We start from the raw sequence: 17,133 nt of genomic DNA, 5'->3' as shown, positions 1-17,133 counted from the left end.
CCATCAGGTATCGTTTAGTCACGGGCGACGCAGGTAACGTCTTACGACCCTACTTCGACGTAGGGGCCGGGCATGCCCGGCCCGTTTAAATCAGGAGATCAACATGCAAAAGCGACAACTCGGTAATAGCGGACTGGAGGTTTCAGCACTCGGCTTAGGCTGTATGGGGCTGAGTTTTGGCTATGGCCCGGCGACCGATAAGCAGCAGGCTATAAAGCTGATCCGTTCGGCGGTGGAGCAGGGGGTCACCTTCTTTGATACTGCCGAAGTGTACGGCCCGTTCACCAATGAAACGCTGCTCGGCGAGGCGCTGGCCCCGATGCGTGACCAGGTAACGATCGCCACCAAGTTCGGCTTTGATCTGCCCCAGCCGGATAACAGCCAGGTACTCAACAGCCAGCCGCAGCATATCCGCCAAGCGGTGGAAGGATCGCTAAAGCGTCTCAATATTGAATGCATCGACCTGCTGTATCAGCACCGCACCGACCCTAACGTGCCGATTGAAGAGGTGGCCGGTACGGTTAAGCAGCTGATCGCCGAAGGGAAAGTAAAACATTTTGGCCTGTCCGAAGCCGGGGCACAGACCATCCGCCGTGCGCACGCGGTGCAGCCGGTGACTGCGCTGCAAAGTGAATACTCAATGTGGTGGCGCCAGCCGGAGAAAGAGATCCTGCCGCTGCTGGCCGAGCTGGGTATCGGCTTTGTGCCGTTCAGTCCGCTGGGTAAAGGCTTCCTCACCGGGGCGATCAACGACAGCACCACCTTTGCCAGCGATGACTTCCGTAATAAGGTGCCGCGTTTTGCTGCCGAAGCACGCAAAGCCAATCAGAAACTGGTCGACAGGCTGGGGCAGATTGCCACTGAGAAGGGCGTTACTCCGGCACAGATTGCGCTGGCGTGGCTGCTGGCGCAGCAGCCGTGGATTGTACCCATCCCCGGCACGACCAAACTGCAGCGGCTGGAGGAGAACCTCAATGCGGCAAAAGTGACGCTCGATCCCGCCGATCTGGCGGCGATCAACAGCGCGCTGGTTGAGATCGAAGTCACCGGAGATCGTTACCCCGCCGATCTGATGAAGCGCGTCGGCAACTAAACCCGTCCGCGGAACTCGCTGCGGTAGCGGGCCGGGGAGGTATTAAACTGCGCTTTAAAATGGCGGCGCAGAGCAATGGCGGATGGAAATCCGCTGTGCTGCGCCACCAGCTCAATCGGCTGGTCGGTTTTTTCCAGAAAACGCTGCGCTACCGCCAGCCGCTGATTCAGCAGCCAGACATTAAAGCTGGTGCCGCTGGTCTGCTGAAAACGGCGGGTAAAGCTGCGGCGGCTCATGCAGGCGTGGTCCGCCAGCATATCCAGCGTTAATGGCTGCTGCAGGTTCTCGGTTGCCCAGCTGAGTGACGATAAAAAGTTATCCCCGCCTTTGGTGTTATACACCGGCTGCTCAACGTACTGCGCCTGCCCACCCTGACGGTGAGGGGGGACCACCAGCAGGCGCGCCACGCTGTTAGCGCTATCCGCCCCACAATGTTTACGCACCAGGTGCAGGCAGCAGTCGATGCTGGCTGCGGTGCCCGCCGAAGTGACAATATCCTCTTCATCGATATAGAGTACGTCGCGGTCAATATCGACCTGCGGATAGCGGCTGAGAAAGTCATCCATCCAGCGCCAGTGCGTGGTGGCGCGACGGCCATTCAGCAGGCCCGCAGCTGCCAGCACAAAGGCCCCGAGGCACAGCCCGACGACGGTAGCTCCACGCTGATGTGCCTTGCGCAGCGCCGCCAGCAGGACTTCAGGGGGGAGCTCGTCCGGTTTACTCCAGCTGGGCACCACCACAATATCCGCTGAATCCAGCGCGTCTAATCCCCGCTCCGCAACAATGGAAAACCCTGCATTGGTGCGCAGCACGCCCGGCGTGGTGGCGCACACGGTTAGCTGAAAAACAGGGCTGCCATCCGGCTGTAGCGCCTTCTCAAATACCGCGCAGGGCACGGAGAGATGGAAAGGAATGATGTCGTCAAACACCACAATCCCTATGTTAATCGCCATGAACCTTCTCCTGTAATCAACCTGGCCCAAAACGATCGTTTTTGGGTATCCGCGCCTCTCTTCAACATGCCGTTTCAGGAGGATACTTGCCGCCATCACTTGATGAGTGAAAAGCAAACTAACCTGAAAATGAGAGAAAGGAAATAACATGAAAACATTATTCACCTCCGCTGCCCTGGTATTAGCCATGATGGCTTCCGGCGCTGCTGTTGCCGCTGACACCATAAACGCCAGCAAGGCTCCGACTATCCGTACCATGAGCGGCGCGACATCCATCAAGCAGCTGACTGCCAAACAGACCGCGCTGGTGGTTATCGACATTCAGAATGAATACTTTGACGGTAAAATGCCGATCCCCGACGGCATGAAAGCCCTGAAGCAGTCACGCAAACTGGTCGATTTTGCGCATAAAAAAGGGATGCTGGTGATCTTCGTGCGTCATGAAGGCCCGGCGGACGGCCCGCTGTTTGCCAAAGGCAGCCACTTTGCAGAGTTCCATAAAGACCTGCAGCCGGGCAAAGGTGACATTGTGATCACCAAAGCCACTCCCAGCTCATTTGTTGGCACCGACCTTGATGCGCAGCTGAAAAAACTGGGCATCAAAGATTTGATTGTCACCGGACTGATGACCCATATGTGTGTCTCTTCCACCGCCCGCGATGCTGTGCCATTAGGTTATCAGGTGATTATTCCGGAAGATGCAACTGCCACTCGTAGCCTGGCGACCTGGGATAATAGCGTCGTCGACAGCAAGGATCTGCAGCGTGCCGCGCTGGCAGGCGTTGCGGACGTATTCGCCGAGATCAAAACCACCCAGCAGGTTCTCGATATGCGGGTAATTAACTAATCCCCTTTGTGAGCCTGTCTATAATCAGACAGGCCACTAATTGAACACGCTTACAGGAAAATAACATGACCACATTATCTGCTACTGCAAGCCAGGCACCCAGCATCCGCACCATGAGCGGCGCCACGGCTATTAACCAACTGACGGCCAACGAGACTGCGCTGATCGTTATCGATATCCAGAATGAATATTTTGACGGCAAAATGCCGATCGCCGACGGCATGAAAGTCTTAACGCAGTCGCGCAAGCTGGTTGATTTCGCCCATGCCCACGCGATGCCGGTATTTTTCGTTCGCCACGAAGGCCCGGCGGACGGCCCACTGTTTGCTAAAGACCACTTTTTGTCTGAGTTTCACCCGGAGTTGCTGCCGGTTGAGGGCGATATCACGATTACCAAACCGACCCCAAGTTCGTTCGTCGGCACCGATCTGGATGCGCAGCTGAAAGCGAAAGGAATTAAAACGCTGATCGTATGCGGCCTGATGACCCACATGTGCGTCTCATCTACCGCGCGTGACGCCGTGCCGCTGGGCTATGAGGTCATTATCCCGCAAGATGCTACCGCCACGCGCAGCCTGGCGACCTGGGATAACAACGTTGTCGACAGCAAGGATCTGCAGCGTGCTGCCCTGGCCGCCGTCGCAGACGTGTTCGCCGAGATCAAAACTACCCAGCAGGTGCTTGATCTGCCCGTCAGCCGTTAACGGTGGGCGCAGGCCTGCAGACAGCGCTGAAGTGTACTGCTACAGCCGCTGCGACTGTCACGGTCGCAGCGACTGTTTTCGATATAGCACTGTTGCTGGCAGCCGCTGCTGTCGGCAGTCGCGACCCGCAGCGGCAGCAGCGCGCTGAGCAGTACCAGGATTAGCAGTGGCATGATGATTCCCCGATGAGATACCCTTGATATGATCGTAATGCAAAAAATCCATCAGGGTGGAAATCAATGAACAATATTGTCCCGGTTGAACTGGAAAAGGCCTACCGCCTGATTAATCACGGCCCGACCATCCTTGTTTCAGCGCGCGCAGGCGGCACGGAAGATGTGATGGCAGCGGCCTGGGCCTGCGGGCTGGATTTCTCGCCGTCAAAGCTGACGGTAGTGATCGACAAAATCGCCAAAACCCGGCAGCTGGTAGAGGAGAGCGGGCTGTTTGTGATTCAGGTTCCGACCGTCGCACAGATCAATCTTACCCATGCGGTTGGCACGCGCAGCCTGTTTAACGAACCCGATAAGCTGGCCAACTGCGGCGTGGAGCTGTTCAGCTTCGACGGCTACGACCTGCCGTTTGTACGCGGCTGTTCCGCGTGGCTGGCCTGCCGGCTGATCCCCGAACCTCATATTCAGAACACTTATGATCTGTTTATCGCTGAAGTGGTGGGCGCATGGGCCGACAGCCGGGTATTCAGCGAAGGTCACTGGCATTTTGACCAGGCCGACCCCGCACTGCGCAGCCTGCACTACGTGGCAGGCGGGCAGTTCTATGCCACGGGCGAGTCGTTGAACGTGCTGGAAGGTTGAATCAGCGCGGGGGATCGCGGGTCAGGCAGGCCTGACCCCTACGTTAACCCCTGGCTGTTGCGCCTGCATCCGCAATCCCGTAGTGGCGAGGCATGCCTCGCCATAACGTTAGCCGAATACGACCTGCACCTTGGCCGCACGGCTCTTATCGCTGGCCATTTCCAGCGCCGCCACGATAGCCTGCTGCGGGAACTCGGCGGAAAGCAGCGGCAGGGGGTTTATCCGCCCGCTCTCCAGCCAGCGCACTGCCAGCTGGAACTCGCTGATAAAGCGGAAGGATCCTGCCAGCACAATCTCCTTAACCAGTAGAGGCCCAAGGGGGAATTCCAGCGCGGCCGCGCCCATCCCCAGCTGCACAATGCGCCCTGCCGGGCGGGTAAAACCGACGGTGGAGGCGATAGCCGCTGCTGCCCCCGAGGCTTCAAAGCACAGGTCGAAATAGCCACCGTCTTCCAGCCAGTGGGCGGTGAGGCTCTCATCGCTAGGATCGATCGCCTGCGTGGCCCCCATTTCCAGCGCCAGCTGGCGGCAGCGCGGACTCATATCGGTTGCGACGATCTCAGCGGCCCCGCCCGCTAAGGCGGCCGCGATCACCAGGCAGCCAATCGGACCGGAACCGGTCACCAGCACCTTCTTGCCGAAAATTTCCCCCGCCTGGTGAATGGCATGCAGTGCCACTGCCAGCGGCTCGGCAAAGGCAATAATCTTGCTGTCCACATCCTCGGCGAATGGCACGCACTGCGCCGGGCTAACCGCGACAAAGCTGGCAAACCCACCGTTGATATGAGGGAAGAACTGCGCGCTGCCCATAAACTTCATGGTGCGGCAGAGGTTCTGTTTGCCCTTCAGGCACAGCTCGCACTGATTACAGGGTTGCGAAGGATTGACCGCCACGCGCTGACCGGCCCGCAAGCCGCTTTCTGGCGGAGCTTGTTCAATGCGGCCGACAAATTCATGCCCCAGTATAAGCGGCTGCTTTAGTATCGACATCCCGGCACGGCCGTGCTGATAGTAATGCAGATCGGAGCCGCAGATCCCGCCGCGCTCGACCTTCACCAGCACCTGGCTGTCGCTCCACGCCAGGCTGCGCGTTTCATTACTGACCTGATGCGCACCGCTGACCACGCTGGCAACGATTTCTTTAATGTGCTGCATTGTTTTCCCTCAGTTTTTTTAATGGTTCATCCGCTTCAGGTTTTTCATCCGGCAGGGCTATCACCTCTATTTTGCCAACCAGCAGCAGATAGGCGAAGAAGCCCGCCAGCGCTACGGCGGCGATATACCACATGGCATACTGGAAGTTATGGGTGCGTTCGAGGATCACGCCAATCACGATAGGGCTGATGATGCCGGACAGGTTGCCGAAGATATTCAGGAAGCCGCCGATGGTGCCGATCAGATGGCGTGGAATAACATCGCTGCACACCACCCAGCCGAGGTTAGAAAAGGCATTGGCAAAGAAGGCGACTGACAGAATCGCGATGGCAATTGTCGGGCTGTGCTGGAAAAAGTTGACCAGCGCAATGGAGGTGGTGACCAACAGGCCGCTCATCACCGGTAGCTTGCGGGCAAACGTGCGTGAATGCCCTTTTTTCAGCAGCATATCGCTCAACGTACCGCCGCACAGCACGCCCGCCATCGCCATCAGGTAGGGGAACATCGCCCCGATCCCCGCTTTGGCAATCGACAGCCCCAGCCCTTTTTCCAGATAGACAATAAACCACGTCAGGAAGAAATAGAGGGTCGATGAAGCGGCGAACTGGGCAATAAATAGCCCCCACACGGTACGCTGGCGCAGGATATGCTTGACGCTGGCCCAGTTCACTTTGCCACTGCTACCTTTCTGATTACTGGAACCATAGCCGCCACCGGCGCGAATATACTCCAGCTCTGCCTGATTGACCGTTTTGCTGTGCTGCGGGTCGCGATAGGCGATCAGCCAGTAAATGCCAAACGCAATGCCAATCCCGCCGGAGAGATAAAACGACATCTCCCAGCCGTATTCCGCCACGATCCAGGAGAGCAGCGGCGTCAGCAGCGCCAGGCCAATATATTGCGCGCTGGAGTAAAAGGCGGTGGCGCGCGCGCGTTCGTGGTCCGGGAACCAGCTGGCAATGATCTTGGTGTTAGAAGGGAAAGAGGGCGCCTCCGCCACGCCAATCAGCGCGCGGCAGGCCAGCAGCATGGCGAACGATGCGCTGGCGGTAGCGAAAAGATGGTGCGAGGCAAAGCCCATCACAAAGGTAAAGATACTCCACAGCACGATGGCGCTGCCGTACAGCACCCGCGAACCCACCCGGTCCAGAATATAGCCGACCGGGATCTGGCTCATGGCATAAAACCAGGTGAACATTGAAAACAGCAGGCCAAGCTGGGTCGGTGACAGGGCAAACTCGCCCTGAATGTGCGACCCCGCCACCGACAGATTGGCGCGGTCCATATAATTGATGGCCGTCACCACAAACAGCATCAGCAGAATGGTCAAGCGTGAACGCGTGGGTTTCATCGTCGTCATCATTGCCCCCTTAGCCGGCCACAGTGGCTTGCGCCGTGGAGGAGTGGCTGCTGAAGGTGGTCAGCGCGGCGAGCAGCACCGCCAACACCAGCGAACCGCCCATAAAGATGTAGGACGCGTCGGGGCTACCGGTCAGGCCGTTAAGATAGCCTACGATCCACGCACCAATAAAGGATCCCAGTGCGCCAAAACAGACCACGAACGACATCGCCCCAGCCACGACGTTACGTGGGATCATTTCAGGGATCGCCGCAAAGAACGGGCCGTAAGGGGTATACATTGCACCACCGGCAATCACCAGTAGCACCCACGAGAGCCAGAAGTGAGCAGGCCCGATGGAGAAGGAGGCGATAAAGCAGATCGCGCCGAGTCCGAGGAACAACAGGACAATAGCCTTACGCTGCTGGTATTTGTCAGAAAACCACGAAGCTGCCAGCATTAGCGGTACCGCCAGCAGATAAGGTGCGGCGGAGAGCCAGCCTGTCGCCACAATCCCCATGCCCGAGGCACTTTTCAGCATCGACGGCAGCCACATAATGAAACCGTACATGCCGATGTTCCAGAAGAAGTGGATAAATGCCAGCGCCAGCACTTTCGGTGAGCGAAACGCTTCACGGTAGTTTTTAACCGGTTTGATCGCCTGCTGCTCCGCAGCCAGCGCACTCTCAATCGCCCGTTTTTCCGCCTCGCTCAGCCATTTGGCGTCGCGCGGGCGGTCTGCATACACCAGCCACCAGATCCCCGCCCAGAGAATTGCCGGAACCCCTTCGATAATAAACATGCCGCGCCAGCCGAAGGCATTGACCAGATAACCGGAAAGGATCGACATCCAGAGCACGGTGATCGGGTTACCGAGGAACAGGAACGTATTGGCTTTTGAACGCTCAGCGCGGGTAAACCAGTGGCTGAGGAAAATCAGCATGGCGGGCATCACCACGCTTTCGGCCACGCCGAGCAGAAAGCGGATCGCGGCCAGCAGGACCACGTTGTGCACCATTCCGGTGGCCGCCGCCAGCGCGCCCCACAGCACCAGGCTCCAGAAAATCAGCCGCTTAGCCGAATGCTTTTCCGCATAAATCCCGCCGGGCACCTGAAAGCAGAAGTAGCCGAGAAAGAACAGCGCGCCGAGAAGGGACGAAATAGCGGGCGTAATATTCAGATCTTCAGCCAGCCCCGCTGCGGCACCAAAGCCATAATTGGCGCGGTCAAGATAGGCGAGACTGTAGGTAATGAAAGCGATGGGGATCAGTTTCCCCCAGCGACTGGCGGGCAGTGCCGCCGCGATTGTCTGATTCATGGTGCTGACCTCGGTATCATGGAAGGGCAGAGTCTTAGCGCTCTGCTCCGGTAGGGTATGCGCTGTTACAGGGTGGCGAGCCAGCCGCCGTCAACGTAGATCATCTGGCCGTTCACGTAGTTGGACGCTGACGAGGCCAGATAGACAGCGGTGCCGATCAGCTCATCGGGGTGGCCCCAGCGCCCGGAAGGGTTACTGCTGCGCACCCACTGATCAAACTCCTGGTTATCCACCAGCGCCTGGTTCATATCGGTCAGGATGTAGCCCGGGCCGATTCCGTTGCTCTGAATGTTGTACTGTGCCCACTCTGCCGCCATCGACTTGGTGAGCAGCTTGATACCGCCTTTAGCCGCGGTATAGGGGGCAACGGTGGCCCGCGCCGCTTCGCTGGTGAGGGAGCCAATATTGATGATCTTGCCGCCGCTGTTGCGCGCCACCATGCGCGTCGCGGCGGCACGCGAGACGATAAATGCGCTGGTGAGATTGATATCCAGCACGCGCTGCCAGTCGCTGAGCGCCAGTTCGAGCATCGGTTTGCGAAATTGGATCCCGGCGTTATTAATCACAATATCGACATTGACCTGTTCTTCATCAAGCTGACGGAACACGGCCTCAACCGCTGATTCATCGGCGACGTTAAACAGAAACCCGCGTGCGCTGGCGCCCTGAGCGTCGAGGGTGGCCAGGGCAGAGTGCAGGTGCTGCTGCTGCGTACCGTTGATAATCACCGCTGCGCCAGCCGCCGCCAGCCCCTGAGCATAGGCCAGGCCAAGGCCGCGGGTGGAGCCGGTAATCAGCGCGGTTTTACCAGCAAGGGAGAACAGAGAAGACATAGTAACTCCGGTTAATGTATATGTAACATGACTAACAAGTTGTGGCTTAATATCTACGTGATGCGTGTTAAATCGGCAATCCGGGGATAATAAAAATGCAGGCAATATCACATTTTAATTGCTGCAATGCAGCTTAGCGTATGAAAATCATAGGGTTAACTATTTATCATCAAAGCCTTGCTAATGACACCACGACAATGCTAAAAATAAACCCAGCTTGTAGGACAGGTTAAGAGAGGACGGCAGTGACCCTGGAAAGCGTACAAAAGCACAACGTGGTGAATCTGATCTATCAGCAGATGAAGCAAAACATTCAGGACGGCGTGTGGGAGCCGGGCTGTAAGCTGCCTTCGGAAGCTGAACTGACGGCAACCTTTAACGTTAGCCGGGTCAGCGTGCGCAGTGCGGTGCAGAAACTGCGCGACCTCGGCGTGGTGGTGACCCATCAGGGCAAGGGCACCTTTGTTACGCGTGAAGTGTCGCGCTACGGCGCTTTCAGCGACAGCCAGCCGATACTGCACCTCTCACAGGAAGAGTTTGACGATATGCGCGTGTTCCGCCAGACGGTAGAGTTCCGCTGCATGGACCTGGCCGTGGAGAATGCCACTGATGAAGACATCGTGCGGCTGGAGCAGGCGCTGAACCGCATGCTGGTCAGCAAAGACGACTACAAAAAGTACTCCTTAGCCGACTACGATTTTCACCTGGCGATTGTTAAAGCCTCGCATAACAAGGTGTTTATCCACGTGATGGAGTCGCTGAAGAATATCTATATCCATTATCTGGAAGAGCTTAACCGGGTGCTGGGCGTCACGCTGGAAAGCGTCGAGGCGCATATTAAGGTGTTTATGGCGCTGAAAAACCGTGATGCGGCCACCGCCAGCGAAACCCTGAACAGCGCGATGGCGCACAACGTCAGCGCGATTGAAGAAGTGAAATTGGGCGAAAAGTAGTCGCGCAAAAAGCCTCAGTGCGAGGCTTTTTTTAAAACCTTATCTTGTAGGACATCATACATCATTGCGGTGATACGGAGACAGTTATGGAAACGTTGAAAATAACGAATGTCAGAACCCTGCTGACGGCACCCGGCGGCATCGATCTGGTGGTTGTTAAAGTCGAAACCAATCAGCCGGGGCTGTACGGTTTGGGCTGCGCCACTTTTACCCAGCGCATTTTCGCCGTGGAAGCCGCGATTGAAAATTACATGCGTCCATTTTTGCTGGGGAAAGATCCGCTGCGCATAGAGGATATCTGGCAGTCGGCGGCGGTCAGCGGCTACTGGCGCAGCGGCCCGATCATGAACAACGCGCTGTCCGGCATTGATATGGCGCTGTGGGATATTAAGGGCAAGGTTGCCGGACTGCCGGTCTATCAGCTGCTGGGCGGCAAATGCCGCGACGGTATTCCGCTCTATCGCCACTGCGACGGTGCCGATGAAGTAGAAGTGGAGGACAACATCCGCGCGCGCATGGAAGAGGGCTATCAGTATGTGCGCTGTCAGATGGGGATGTACGGCGGCGCCGGCACCGAAGATCTGCGCCTGATTGCCGGCAAGCTGGCGAAAGCCCGCAACATCAAAGCGAAAATTTCGCCGCGCAGCCAGACGGCAGGGATCTATTTTGACCCGGATGCTTATGCCCGTGCGGTACCGCGCCTGTTTGACCACCTGCGCGACAAATTAGGCTTTGGCGTTGAGTTTATTCACGACGTTCATGAGCGCATCGCACCGGTTGCGGCGGTACAGCTGGCGAAAAACCTTGAGCCATACCAGCTGTTCTTCCTTGAAGATCCGGTTGCGCCAGAGAACCTCGACTGGCTGAAAATGATCCGCGCCCAGAGCAGCACCCCGATCTCGATGGGGGAGCTGTTTACCCACGTCAACGAATGGAAGCCGCTGATCCAGCAGCAGCTGATCGATTTTATCCGCTGCCACGTCAGCACCATCGGTGGGATTACCCCCGCGAAGAAGCTGGCGACCTATGCCGAGATCCACGGCGTGCGAACCGCGTGGCACGGCCCGGGGGATATTTCCCCTGTCGGCGTCGCCGCCAATATGCATCTGGATCTCAGCGTGACCAACTTTGGCATTCAGGAGTATACCCCGGTCAATGAGGCGCTGATGGAGGTGTTCCCAGGCTGCCCGGAAATCGACCGCGGCTATGCTTACCTCAGTGACCGTCCGGGACTGGGGGTGGATATTGATGAGGAGAAAGCGAAACGCTTCCCGGTGAGCGGGGGTCTGCCGGACTGGACCAACGCCCGCCTGCCGGACGGCAGCGCGGCACGACCATAATCACTGGTGGCCCCCGGTCAGGCAGGCCTGACCCGAACCAGGAAAATGGCCCGATCGCCGCGCGGGCGAGGTTTGCCTCGCCCGTTAACTCTCTGTTGGCGCACCGCACGCATTGCTCCTAATACTTCCCCCCTCGTTGCCGATAACCCCCAGCGTAAAACCTAACGACACACGGAAGCGCATCTCTTATTTTTTTCACCAGCAGGTGCCAGATTTCAACCCAGACGGCACCGGGCGCTTAGTCAATAAGTAGGCAATAAATGAGTCACACTTCTTTCTGGAACACTGCCGCGCGGCTGAAAACGCGCGGCAGCGTACCTCGTGCCGGTGTTTTCAACGCCAGCCACCCTCCTGCAGGCATGAACGAGCTAGGGCTGAGCCGCAACAGCGCCGGTCTGCTGCTAAGTTTTGTGCCGCCGCATGCCGATTTCAGCCGTGTCAGTCCGCCGTGGCAGAAGCTGAACGCGGCGCGGCGCAGCGTGCTGACGCTCTCCTCCAATGGCGCACTGTGCAGCGGGCGGGGGCAGAGCACCTACTGTGACGGTGACGGGCAGCAGGGAAGCTGGCTTTGGCTGCCGGAGAGTCTGATTGCCGCACACGAAGTGCATGAGGTTGATCTGCACGTACAGGATACTTCGGATGCCTCGCAGCGTGTCAGCGCTATTCAGCGCGAGCTTGAGCATCTGGCGCTAAAAATGCCACTCTCGGCAGAACGGACCTTTGCGCTGATCTTCTGTGATGGCCTGTCAGCATCCGAAGGATTCCTGATGCAGGCGTGGTATGCCTCCGGTCGCTTCCCGTGTCTGGCGATTGGCGGGTCCGCAGGCGGCACGCTGGATTTTGACGGCACCTGGATCGCCAACGGCGGGCGTATTTTGCAGGGCAAGGCGGTGATCGTCTTCTGCCAGATGGCCGCCGGTAAATCCTTTGCGCCGTTTAAAAGCCAGAACTTTGTCCCGACAGCGCACAGCTGGCTGGTCGCGGAAGCGGACCCGGTGGCACGCACCGTCACCTCGCTGTTTGATGCCCAGGGGCGCCAGCACAACGTTATCGATGCGCTGTGCGCGCAGTTAAATTGCACGCCGGCTAACCTGCAACAAAGCCTGCAGGGGCTGACCTTTGCGGTAAAAGTCGAAGAGGAGTTCTTCATTCGTTCCATCGCCAAAATTTTGCCGGACCGCATTCAGTTCTTCTGCGATCTGGAGTTTGGCGATCGCCTGCATTTGCTGCAGGAGACCGACTTTGCTGCGGCCACGCGCGAAGACTGGCAGAAGTTTACCGCGCAGTATGGCGAGCCAGCGGCGCTGCTGCTGAATGACTGCGTACTGCGCCGGGCCGGTAACCTGGCGCGCCTGCCGCAGTCCCACTTCTTCACCGGCATCCCGGCGGCGGGCTTTTCCAGCTTTGGCGAAATCCTTGGTGTGCCGATCAATCAGACGCTGTCGGCGCTGGCATTCTTCCATCGTCCATTGGATGCGATGCGCAACTTCCCGGTACAGTATGCCGGTTATGCCAGCCACTATGCGCAGCGCGCCCTGCGCCGCTGGGAGGCGCTGAACGCGCTGCAAAGCAAAATTGTGAATCAGGTGGTGGACTATCAGCAGCAGCTCGACCCGCTGATGAAATCGCTGCCGGCGCTGGAAAACGCCACGCGCAGCCAGAGCGAAGCGCTGAGCGCGGCAGAAAGCAATATCCGTTCGATCAGCGATGCCGCGCTGCACAGCCAGCAGGCGCAGCATCAGCTCAGCAGCGGCCTTGATCAGCTGGAAACCCTCTCCGCCGGGATTACCACTATCAATAGCGGCATCAGTAATATTGCGTTTCAAACCAATATTCTGGCGCTGAATGCCGCGGTGGAAGCAGCACGCGCCGGGGAGGCAGGGCGAGGTTTTGCCGTGGTCGCCAGCGAAGTGCGCCGCCTGGCGCACTCCTCGAAAGAGCAGGCGGATGCCACCTCGCGCAGCATTACCGACTCGGTGAGTACCATTCTGCATATCCGTAAAGTGGCGGAGACTACCGTCGAGCGTGCGAAACAGATGGCCGAGCAGAGCATCGATGCCGCCAACGCCATCGCGGCAATGAGCAGCCAGACGGCCAGCGAACGTAAGAGCATTAGTGATAACCTCGATAAGCTTAACGAAATGACTTCCGGGATTGATGCAATGCAGGAAGCGGTTGCACAGCTCAAAGTATTGCAAAAGCTGGTGCAAAGCCGGTAAACGCACGGGCAGGGCGGCGGCCGCTGGCTGCGGCCCTGAACTTTACTGACAGTGCCAGGTTAAACCGGACTGTCCCCTCCACATTTCCTGTTACCGATAACCCTGCAGCAGTTGATCGCCCTCACACTTATCCATTTACACAGTGTGGAAAGGCGATCGCCCTCACTCTTTTTTGTTAAAAAAATGAAGAAATTTAGTTACTAATTATTATCAGGAAATAGCGCTCGTCATGTAAAACAATAGGTTAATCATGAGCGCGCTAATTGTTTCATCAGTTTTTTTATCACTACGTGACCAATTTATCACCTTTCATACCGCTTAAAGAGGGGAGTTACCTTGCTGACCATATTGGGTTTTTCGATGGTTGTCTGTTTCATGTACCTGATCATGACCAAGCGCATGTCGGCACTGATTGCACTGATCCTGATCCCGACCCTGTTTGCGCTGGCAGGCGGTTTTTACCATGGCCTGGGCGCCATGATGCTCGATGGGGTGAAGACGCTGGCACCCACCGGCGTGATGCTGACCTTTTCCATTCTCTACTTTGGCCTGATGATTGATGCCGGGCTGTTCGACCCGCTGGTGCGCTTTATTCTCAGGCTGGTGCGCGGGGATCCGCTGAAGGTGCTGGTCGGCACGGCTATCCTGACGCTGCTGGTCTCACTGGACGGCGACAGCTCGACAACCTATATGATCGCCATCGCGGCGTTTTTACCGCTGTACCGCAAGCTGGGAATGAACGTGCTGGCGATGACCTGCCTGGTCAACCTCGCCAGCGGTATTATGAACCTCTCGCCGTGGGGCGGCCCTACCGCCCGTGCCGCGGCGGCGCTACGCATTGATGCGCTGGACATCTTCATCCCGATGCTGCCTGCGATGTTTATCGCCTGCGTGACGCTGGTCGGCATGGCGGTGCTGTTTGGCCTGCAGGAGCGTAAACGCCTCGGGGTAATGAAAATCAGCGACCATCATCTGGAAAATATTGAGCTGGGGCTGGGGGATGCCGAAGAGTGCGCCGCCAACCGCCGCCCGAAAATGTTCTGGCCCAACCTGATCCTGACCACGGTGCTGCTGGTACTGCTGGTGGTGGGCCTGCTGCCGATTCAGATCCTGTTTATGCTGGCCTTCGCCGTGGCGGTGATGCTCAACTACCCGACGCTGGAGCAGCAGAAAGCGCGCATCAGCGCCCATGCGGGTAACGTGCTGGCGGTAACCTCGCTGATTTTCGCCGCCGGGATATTTACCGGCATCCTCTCCGGCACCGGAATGGTCGATGCGATGGCGAAGAGCCTGCTGGCGGTGATCCCACACAGCTTCGGCCCTTATCTGGCGGTGTTTACCGCGCTGGTCAGCCTGCCGTTTACCTTCTTTATGTCGAACGATGCTTTCTATTTCGGCATCCTGCCGGTGATCGCCCAGACGGCAGCCAGCTATGGCATCTCCGCTGAGGAAATTGCACGCGCATCGATTGTCGGCCAGCCGTTCCATCTGCTCAGCCCGCTGGTGCCATCAGTCTACCTGCTGGTAGGGCTGGCGAAGGTGGATATTGGTGACCACCAGCGCTTTGCGATTAAGTGGGGGATCCTGGTCAGCCTGATGCTGATGGTCGGCGGACTGATCACCGGTGCGTTCCCGTTCTTCCATCAGGCGGGGTGATCTTTAACAAAAGTTACAAATATTCATAACACTAACTAAACTTTGCAGTGTCGCGGGCGGCGGATGGTTTTGCCGCCCGCCTTATTTCTCTGGAGGGTTTGTTATGTCCGAAACTGGCACCTTACGGCAGTCAACGCTGGCACTGGCGCTGTATCAGCTGCTGAATCCCATTCCACTCGGCTGTTTCGTTGCGGCCTGGATCTTCGACATCATCTACGTTTACAGCTTTGAACAGTTCTGGACCCAGGGCGCCAGCTGGCTGATCGTCTTTGGCCTGCTGATTGCCGTGGTTCCGCGACTGATTAATTTATTTCAAGTCTGGGTCGGGCGGGCACCGCTGCGTGCGGGGGCTTACCGCACGGACTTCTGGCTTAACCTGCTGGCGGTGGTGCTGGCGATCTTCAATGCCTTTATTCACAGCCGTGACGGCTACGCGGTGGTGCCGCTTGGGGCGATCCTCTCGACCCTGACCGTCCTGCTGCTGCTGATTGGCAATGTTCAGCTTGCTCTGCGCCTGCGCGCGCGACACTGAGGAGAAAAAGATGAAAAATCAACACGTTTTCCCTCTGCTGGCGCTGTCGGCAGCGCTGATGCTCGCCGGATGCGATGGCGCTTCAACAATGGACCCGAATCAGCAGGTGGGCGCCGATCCGGTGCTGCCGGAGGCGCAGAACTTCCTGATGCCGCCGATGCGCGTGCCGCAGGGCGTCGGCTGGAAGGGCGATGAGAAGCCGCAGGTGGCACAGGGGCTGCAAATTGCCAAAATTGCCAGCGGTCTGCAGCATCCGCGCCAGCTGTACGTGCTGCCGAATAACGATATTCTGGTGGTGGAGGCTAACGGCCCGGCGAAACCCACCAGCCGACCGAAGCAGCTGATTATGGGCATTGTGCAGCAGTCTTCCGGTAAGGGGGGAGCAGGTGGCAACCGTATTACCCTGCTGCGTAACAGCAGCGGCGACGGTAAAACCTGGGAGAAGCATGTTTTCCTTGAGGGGCTGCACTCGCCGTTTGGCGTGCAGCTGGTCGGTAATACGCTGTATGTGGCGAACGCCGACAGCCTGATGAAGTATCCGTACCAGAGCGGACAAACGCGCATTGAGGCGCCGGGAACCGAGCTGACCGAGCTACCGGGCGGCCCGATCAATCACCACTGGACCAAATCGCTGCTCGCCAGCCCGGACGGCAGCAAGCTTTATGTCGGCGTGGGTTCTAACAGTAATATCACCGAAAACGGCATCGGGGCCGAGTATCGGCGGGCGGCAGTGCTGGAAGTGGATGCGGCCAGCGGCGCCAGCCGTATTTATGCCAGCGGGCTACGCAATCCGACCGGATTACAGTGGGAGCCACAAACCGGAAAATTGTGGGCGGTGGTCAACGAGCGCGATGAAATTGGCGCAGACCTGGTGCCAGATTATCTGACCTCGGTGAATGAAGGGGCGTTCTACGGCTGGCCATACAGCTATTTTGGTCAGCATGTTGATAAGCGTGCACAGCCGCCGCGCCCGGATCTGGTAGCGAAAGCCGTGAAGCCGGATTATGCGCTCAGCTCGCACGTCGCGCCGCTTGGCCTGTGGTTCTACACCGGCAACAGTCTGCCTGCGCAGTATCACGGCGGGGCGTTTATCAGCGAACACGGAAGCTGGGACCGCGACCCGCTCAACGGCTATCGCGTGGCGTACGTCGCCTTTGAGAACGGCAAGCCGGTTGGCCTGCCGCAGCCGGTGGTGACCGGGTTCCTCAGCGACGATCATAAGCAGGTGCACGGCCTGCCGGTTGGGCTGGCGATGGACCAGCAGGGGGCACTGCTGATCGCCGACGATGCCGGAGACACCGTCTGGCGCGTCACCGCCGCGCAGTAAAGCGTGCAGTCAGGGCGAGTGCGCTGGTGATTATTCTCATCGCCGCACC

The 17,133-nt window shown here is 58.1% G+C and carries 16 protein-coding genes; 10 read left to right on the top strand and 6 right to left on the bottom strand.

The window, feature by feature from the left end:
• The first annotated feature begins 103 nt into the window (after positions 1–103).
• On the top strand, positions 104–1,093 hold the full coding sequence (locus J2Y91_RS19570) for an aldo/keto reductase (RefSeq protein ID WP_133623604.1): 990 nt from the start codon (positions 104–106) through the stop codon (positions 1,091–1,093).
• Here the strand turns inward: J2Y91_RS19570 and J2Y91_RS19565 are convergent.
• Entirely contained in the window at positions 1,090–2,046 is a 957-nt protein-coding gene (locus J2Y91_RS19565; RefSeq protein ID WP_099753829.1) for a GlxA family transcriptional regulator, read from the bottom strand. The genes J2Y91_RS19570 and J2Y91_RS19565 overlap by 4 nt on opposite strands.
• Positions 2,047–2,194: 148 nt before the next feature.
• On the opposite strand from J2Y91_RS19565, the gene J2Y91_RS19560 reads away from it, so the two are divergent.
• Positions 2,195–2,893, top strand: a complete 699-nt coding sequence (locus J2Y91_RS19560; protein ID WP_133623605.1) for a cysteine hydrolase family protein — start codon at positions 2,195–2,197, stop codon at positions 2,891–2,893.
• Positions 2,894–2,958: 65 nt separating this feature from the next.
• Complete coding sequence (locus tag J2Y91_RS19555; protein ID WP_133623606.1) at positions 2,959–3,597, top strand: cysteine hydrolase family protein; 639 nt, start codon at positions 2,959–2,961, stop codon at positions 3,595–3,597.
• Here J2Y91_RS19555 and J2Y91_RS19550 read toward each other — a convergent pair.
• A complete protein-coding gene (locus J2Y91_RS19550) occupies positions 3,594–3,770 on the bottom strand; it encodes a hypothetical protein (RefSeq protein WP_166643178.1) in 177 nt (58 codons plus the stop codon). The two genes, J2Y91_RS19555 and J2Y91_RS19550, sit on opposite strands and share 4 nt — an antisense overlap.
• A 66-nt stretch (positions 3,771–3,836) precedes the next feature.
• Here J2Y91_RS19550 and J2Y91_RS19545 point away from each other — a divergent pair, with 66 nt between their 5' ends.
• Positions 3,837–4,412, top strand: coding sequence for a flavin reductase family protein (locus J2Y91_RS19545; RefSeq protein ID WP_048917997.1), 576 nt, complete (start codon positions 3,837–3,839; stop codon positions 4,410–4,412).
• A gap of 108 nt (positions 4,413–4,520) precedes the next feature.
• On the opposite strand, the gene idnD is transcribed toward J2Y91_RS19545, so the two are convergent.
• From idnD to J2Y91_RS19525, 4 genes are all read right to left on the bottom strand, one after another.
• Complete coding sequence (gene idnD, locus J2Y91_RS19540; protein WP_133623607.1) at positions 4,521–5,567, bottom strand: L-idonate 5-dehydrogenase; 1,047 nt, start codon at positions 5,565–5,567, stop codon at positions 4,521–4,523.
• Positions 5,554–6,918 (bottom strand): MFS transporter, encoded by a 1,365-nt coding sequence (locus tag J2Y91_RS19535; RefSeq protein ID WP_048918014.1) that lies wholly within the window; start codon positions 6,916–6,918, stop codon positions 5,554–5,556. The genes idnD and J2Y91_RS19535 overlap by 14 nt, the downstream gene beginning before the upstream one ends.
• A 19-nt stretch (positions 6,919–6,937) precedes the next feature.
• On the bottom strand, positions 6,938–8,224 hold the full coding sequence (locus J2Y91_RS19530) for an MFS transporter (protein WP_133623608.1): 1,287 nt from the start codon (positions 8,222–8,224) through the stop codon (positions 6,938–6,940).
• 65 nt (positions 8,225–8,289) lie between these two features.
• On the bottom strand, positions 8,290–9,057 hold the full coding sequence (locus tag J2Y91_RS19525; RefSeq protein WP_133623609.1) for an SDR family oxidoreductase: 768 nt from the start codon (positions 9,055–9,057) through the stop codon (positions 8,290–8,292).
• Positions 9,058–9,302: 245 nt separating this feature from the next.
• Between J2Y91_RS19525 and J2Y91_RS19520 the strand changes: the two genes are divergently transcribed.
• From J2Y91_RS19520 to J2Y91_RS19495, 6 genes are all read left to right on the top strand, one after another.
• On the top strand, positions 9,303–10,010 hold the full coding sequence (locus tag J2Y91_RS19520) for a FadR/GntR family transcriptional regulator (protein ID WP_048917993.1): 708 nt from the start codon (positions 9,303–9,305) through the stop codon (positions 10,008–10,010).
• An 86-nt stretch (positions 10,011–10,096) separates the two neighbouring features.
• Positions 10,097–11,350 (top strand): enolase C-terminal domain-like protein, encoded by a 1,254-nt coding sequence (locus J2Y91_RS19515; RefSeq protein WP_133623611.1) that lies wholly within the window; start codon positions 10,097–10,099, stop codon positions 11,348–11,350.
• A gap of 260 nt (positions 11,351–11,610) precedes the next feature.
• Complete coding sequence (locus tag J2Y91_RS19510) at positions 11,611–13,569, top strand: methyl-accepting chemotaxis protein (RefSeq protein WP_133623612.1); 1,959 nt, start codon at positions 11,611–11,613, stop codon at positions 13,567–13,569.
• Between the two features lie 336 nt (positions 13,570–13,905).
• Complete coding sequence (locus tag J2Y91_RS19505) at positions 13,906–15,225, top strand: CitMHS family transporter (RefSeq protein WP_099753837.1); 1,320 nt, start codon at positions 13,906–13,908, stop codon at positions 15,223–15,225.
• A gap of 103 nt (positions 15,226–15,328) precedes the next feature.
• Entirely contained in the window at positions 15,329–15,757 is a 429-nt protein-coding gene (locus J2Y91_RS19500; protein ID WP_099753838.1) for a DUF2231 domain-containing protein, read from the top strand.
• Positions 15,758–15,767: 10 nt separating this feature from the next.
• Entirely contained in the window at positions 15,768–17,084 is a 1,317-nt protein-coding gene (locus tag J2Y91_RS19495) for a PQQ-dependent sugar dehydrogenase (protein WP_048917988.1), read from the top strand.
• Positions 17,085–17,133: the final 49 nt, after the last annotated feature.

It is taken from the genome of Erwinia aphidicola (assembly GCF_024169515.1).
Classification (GTDB): Bacteria; Pseudomonadota; Gammaproteobacteria; order Enterobacterales; family Enterobacteriaceae; genus Erwinia; species Erwinia aphidicola.
Note: the sequence above shows the minus strand (reverse complement) of the source record. Positions and strands in the feature narration are given on the sequence as shown.

Coding starts and splice junctions, on each gene's coding strand:
- J2Y91_RS19570 (WP_133623604.1), top strand. CDS start 104: ATGCAAAAGCGACAACTCGGTAATAGCGGACTGGAGGTTTCAGCACTC.
- J2Y91_RS19565 (WP_099753829.1), bottom strand. CDS start 2,046: ATGGCGATTAACATAGGGATTGTGGTGTTTGACGACATCATTCCTTTC.
- J2Y91_RS19560 (WP_133623605.1), top strand. CDS start 2,195: ATGAAAACATTATTCACCTCCGCTGCCCTGGTATTAGCCATGATGGCT.
- J2Y91_RS19555 (WP_133623606.1), top strand. CDS start 2,959: ATGACCACATTATCTGCTACTGCAAGCCAGGCACCCAGCATCCGCACC.
- J2Y91_RS19550 (WP_166643178.1), bottom strand. CDS start 3,770: ATGCCACTGCTAATCCTGGTACTGCTCAGCGCGCTGCTGCCGCTGCGG.
- J2Y91_RS19545 (WP_048917997.1), top strand. CDS start 3,837: ATGAACAATATTGTCCCGGTTGAACTGGAAAAGGCCTACCGCCTGATT.
- idnD (WP_133623607.1), bottom strand. CDS start 5,567: ATGCAGCACATTAAAGAAATCGTTGCCAGCGTGGTCAGCGGTGCGCAT.
- J2Y91_RS19535 (WP_048918014.1), bottom strand. CDS start 6,918: ATGAAACCCACGCGTTCACGCTTGACCATTCTGCTGATGCTGTTTGTG.
- J2Y91_RS19530 (WP_133623608.1), bottom strand. CDS start 8,224: ATGAATCAGACAATCGCGGCGGCACTGCCCGCCAGTCGCTGGGGGAAA.
- J2Y91_RS19525 (WP_133623609.1), bottom strand. CDS start 9,057: ATGTCTTCTCTGTTCTCCCTTGCTGGTAAAACCGCGCTGATTACCGGC.
- J2Y91_RS19515 (WP_133623611.1), top strand. CDS start 10,097: ATGGAAACGTTGAAAATAACGAATGTCAGAACCCTGCTGACGGCACCC.
- J2Y91_RS19510 (WP_133623612.1), top strand. CDS start 11,611: ATGAGTCACACTTCTTTCTGGAACACTGCCGCGCGGCTGAAAACGCGC.
- J2Y91_RS19500 (WP_099753838.1), top strand. CDS start 15,329: ATGTCCGAAACTGGCACCTTACGGCAGTCAACGCTGGCACTGGCGCTG.
- J2Y91_RS19495 (WP_048917988.1), top strand. CDS start 15,768: ATGAAAAATCAACACGTTTTCCCTCTGCTGGCGCTGTCGGCAGCGCTG.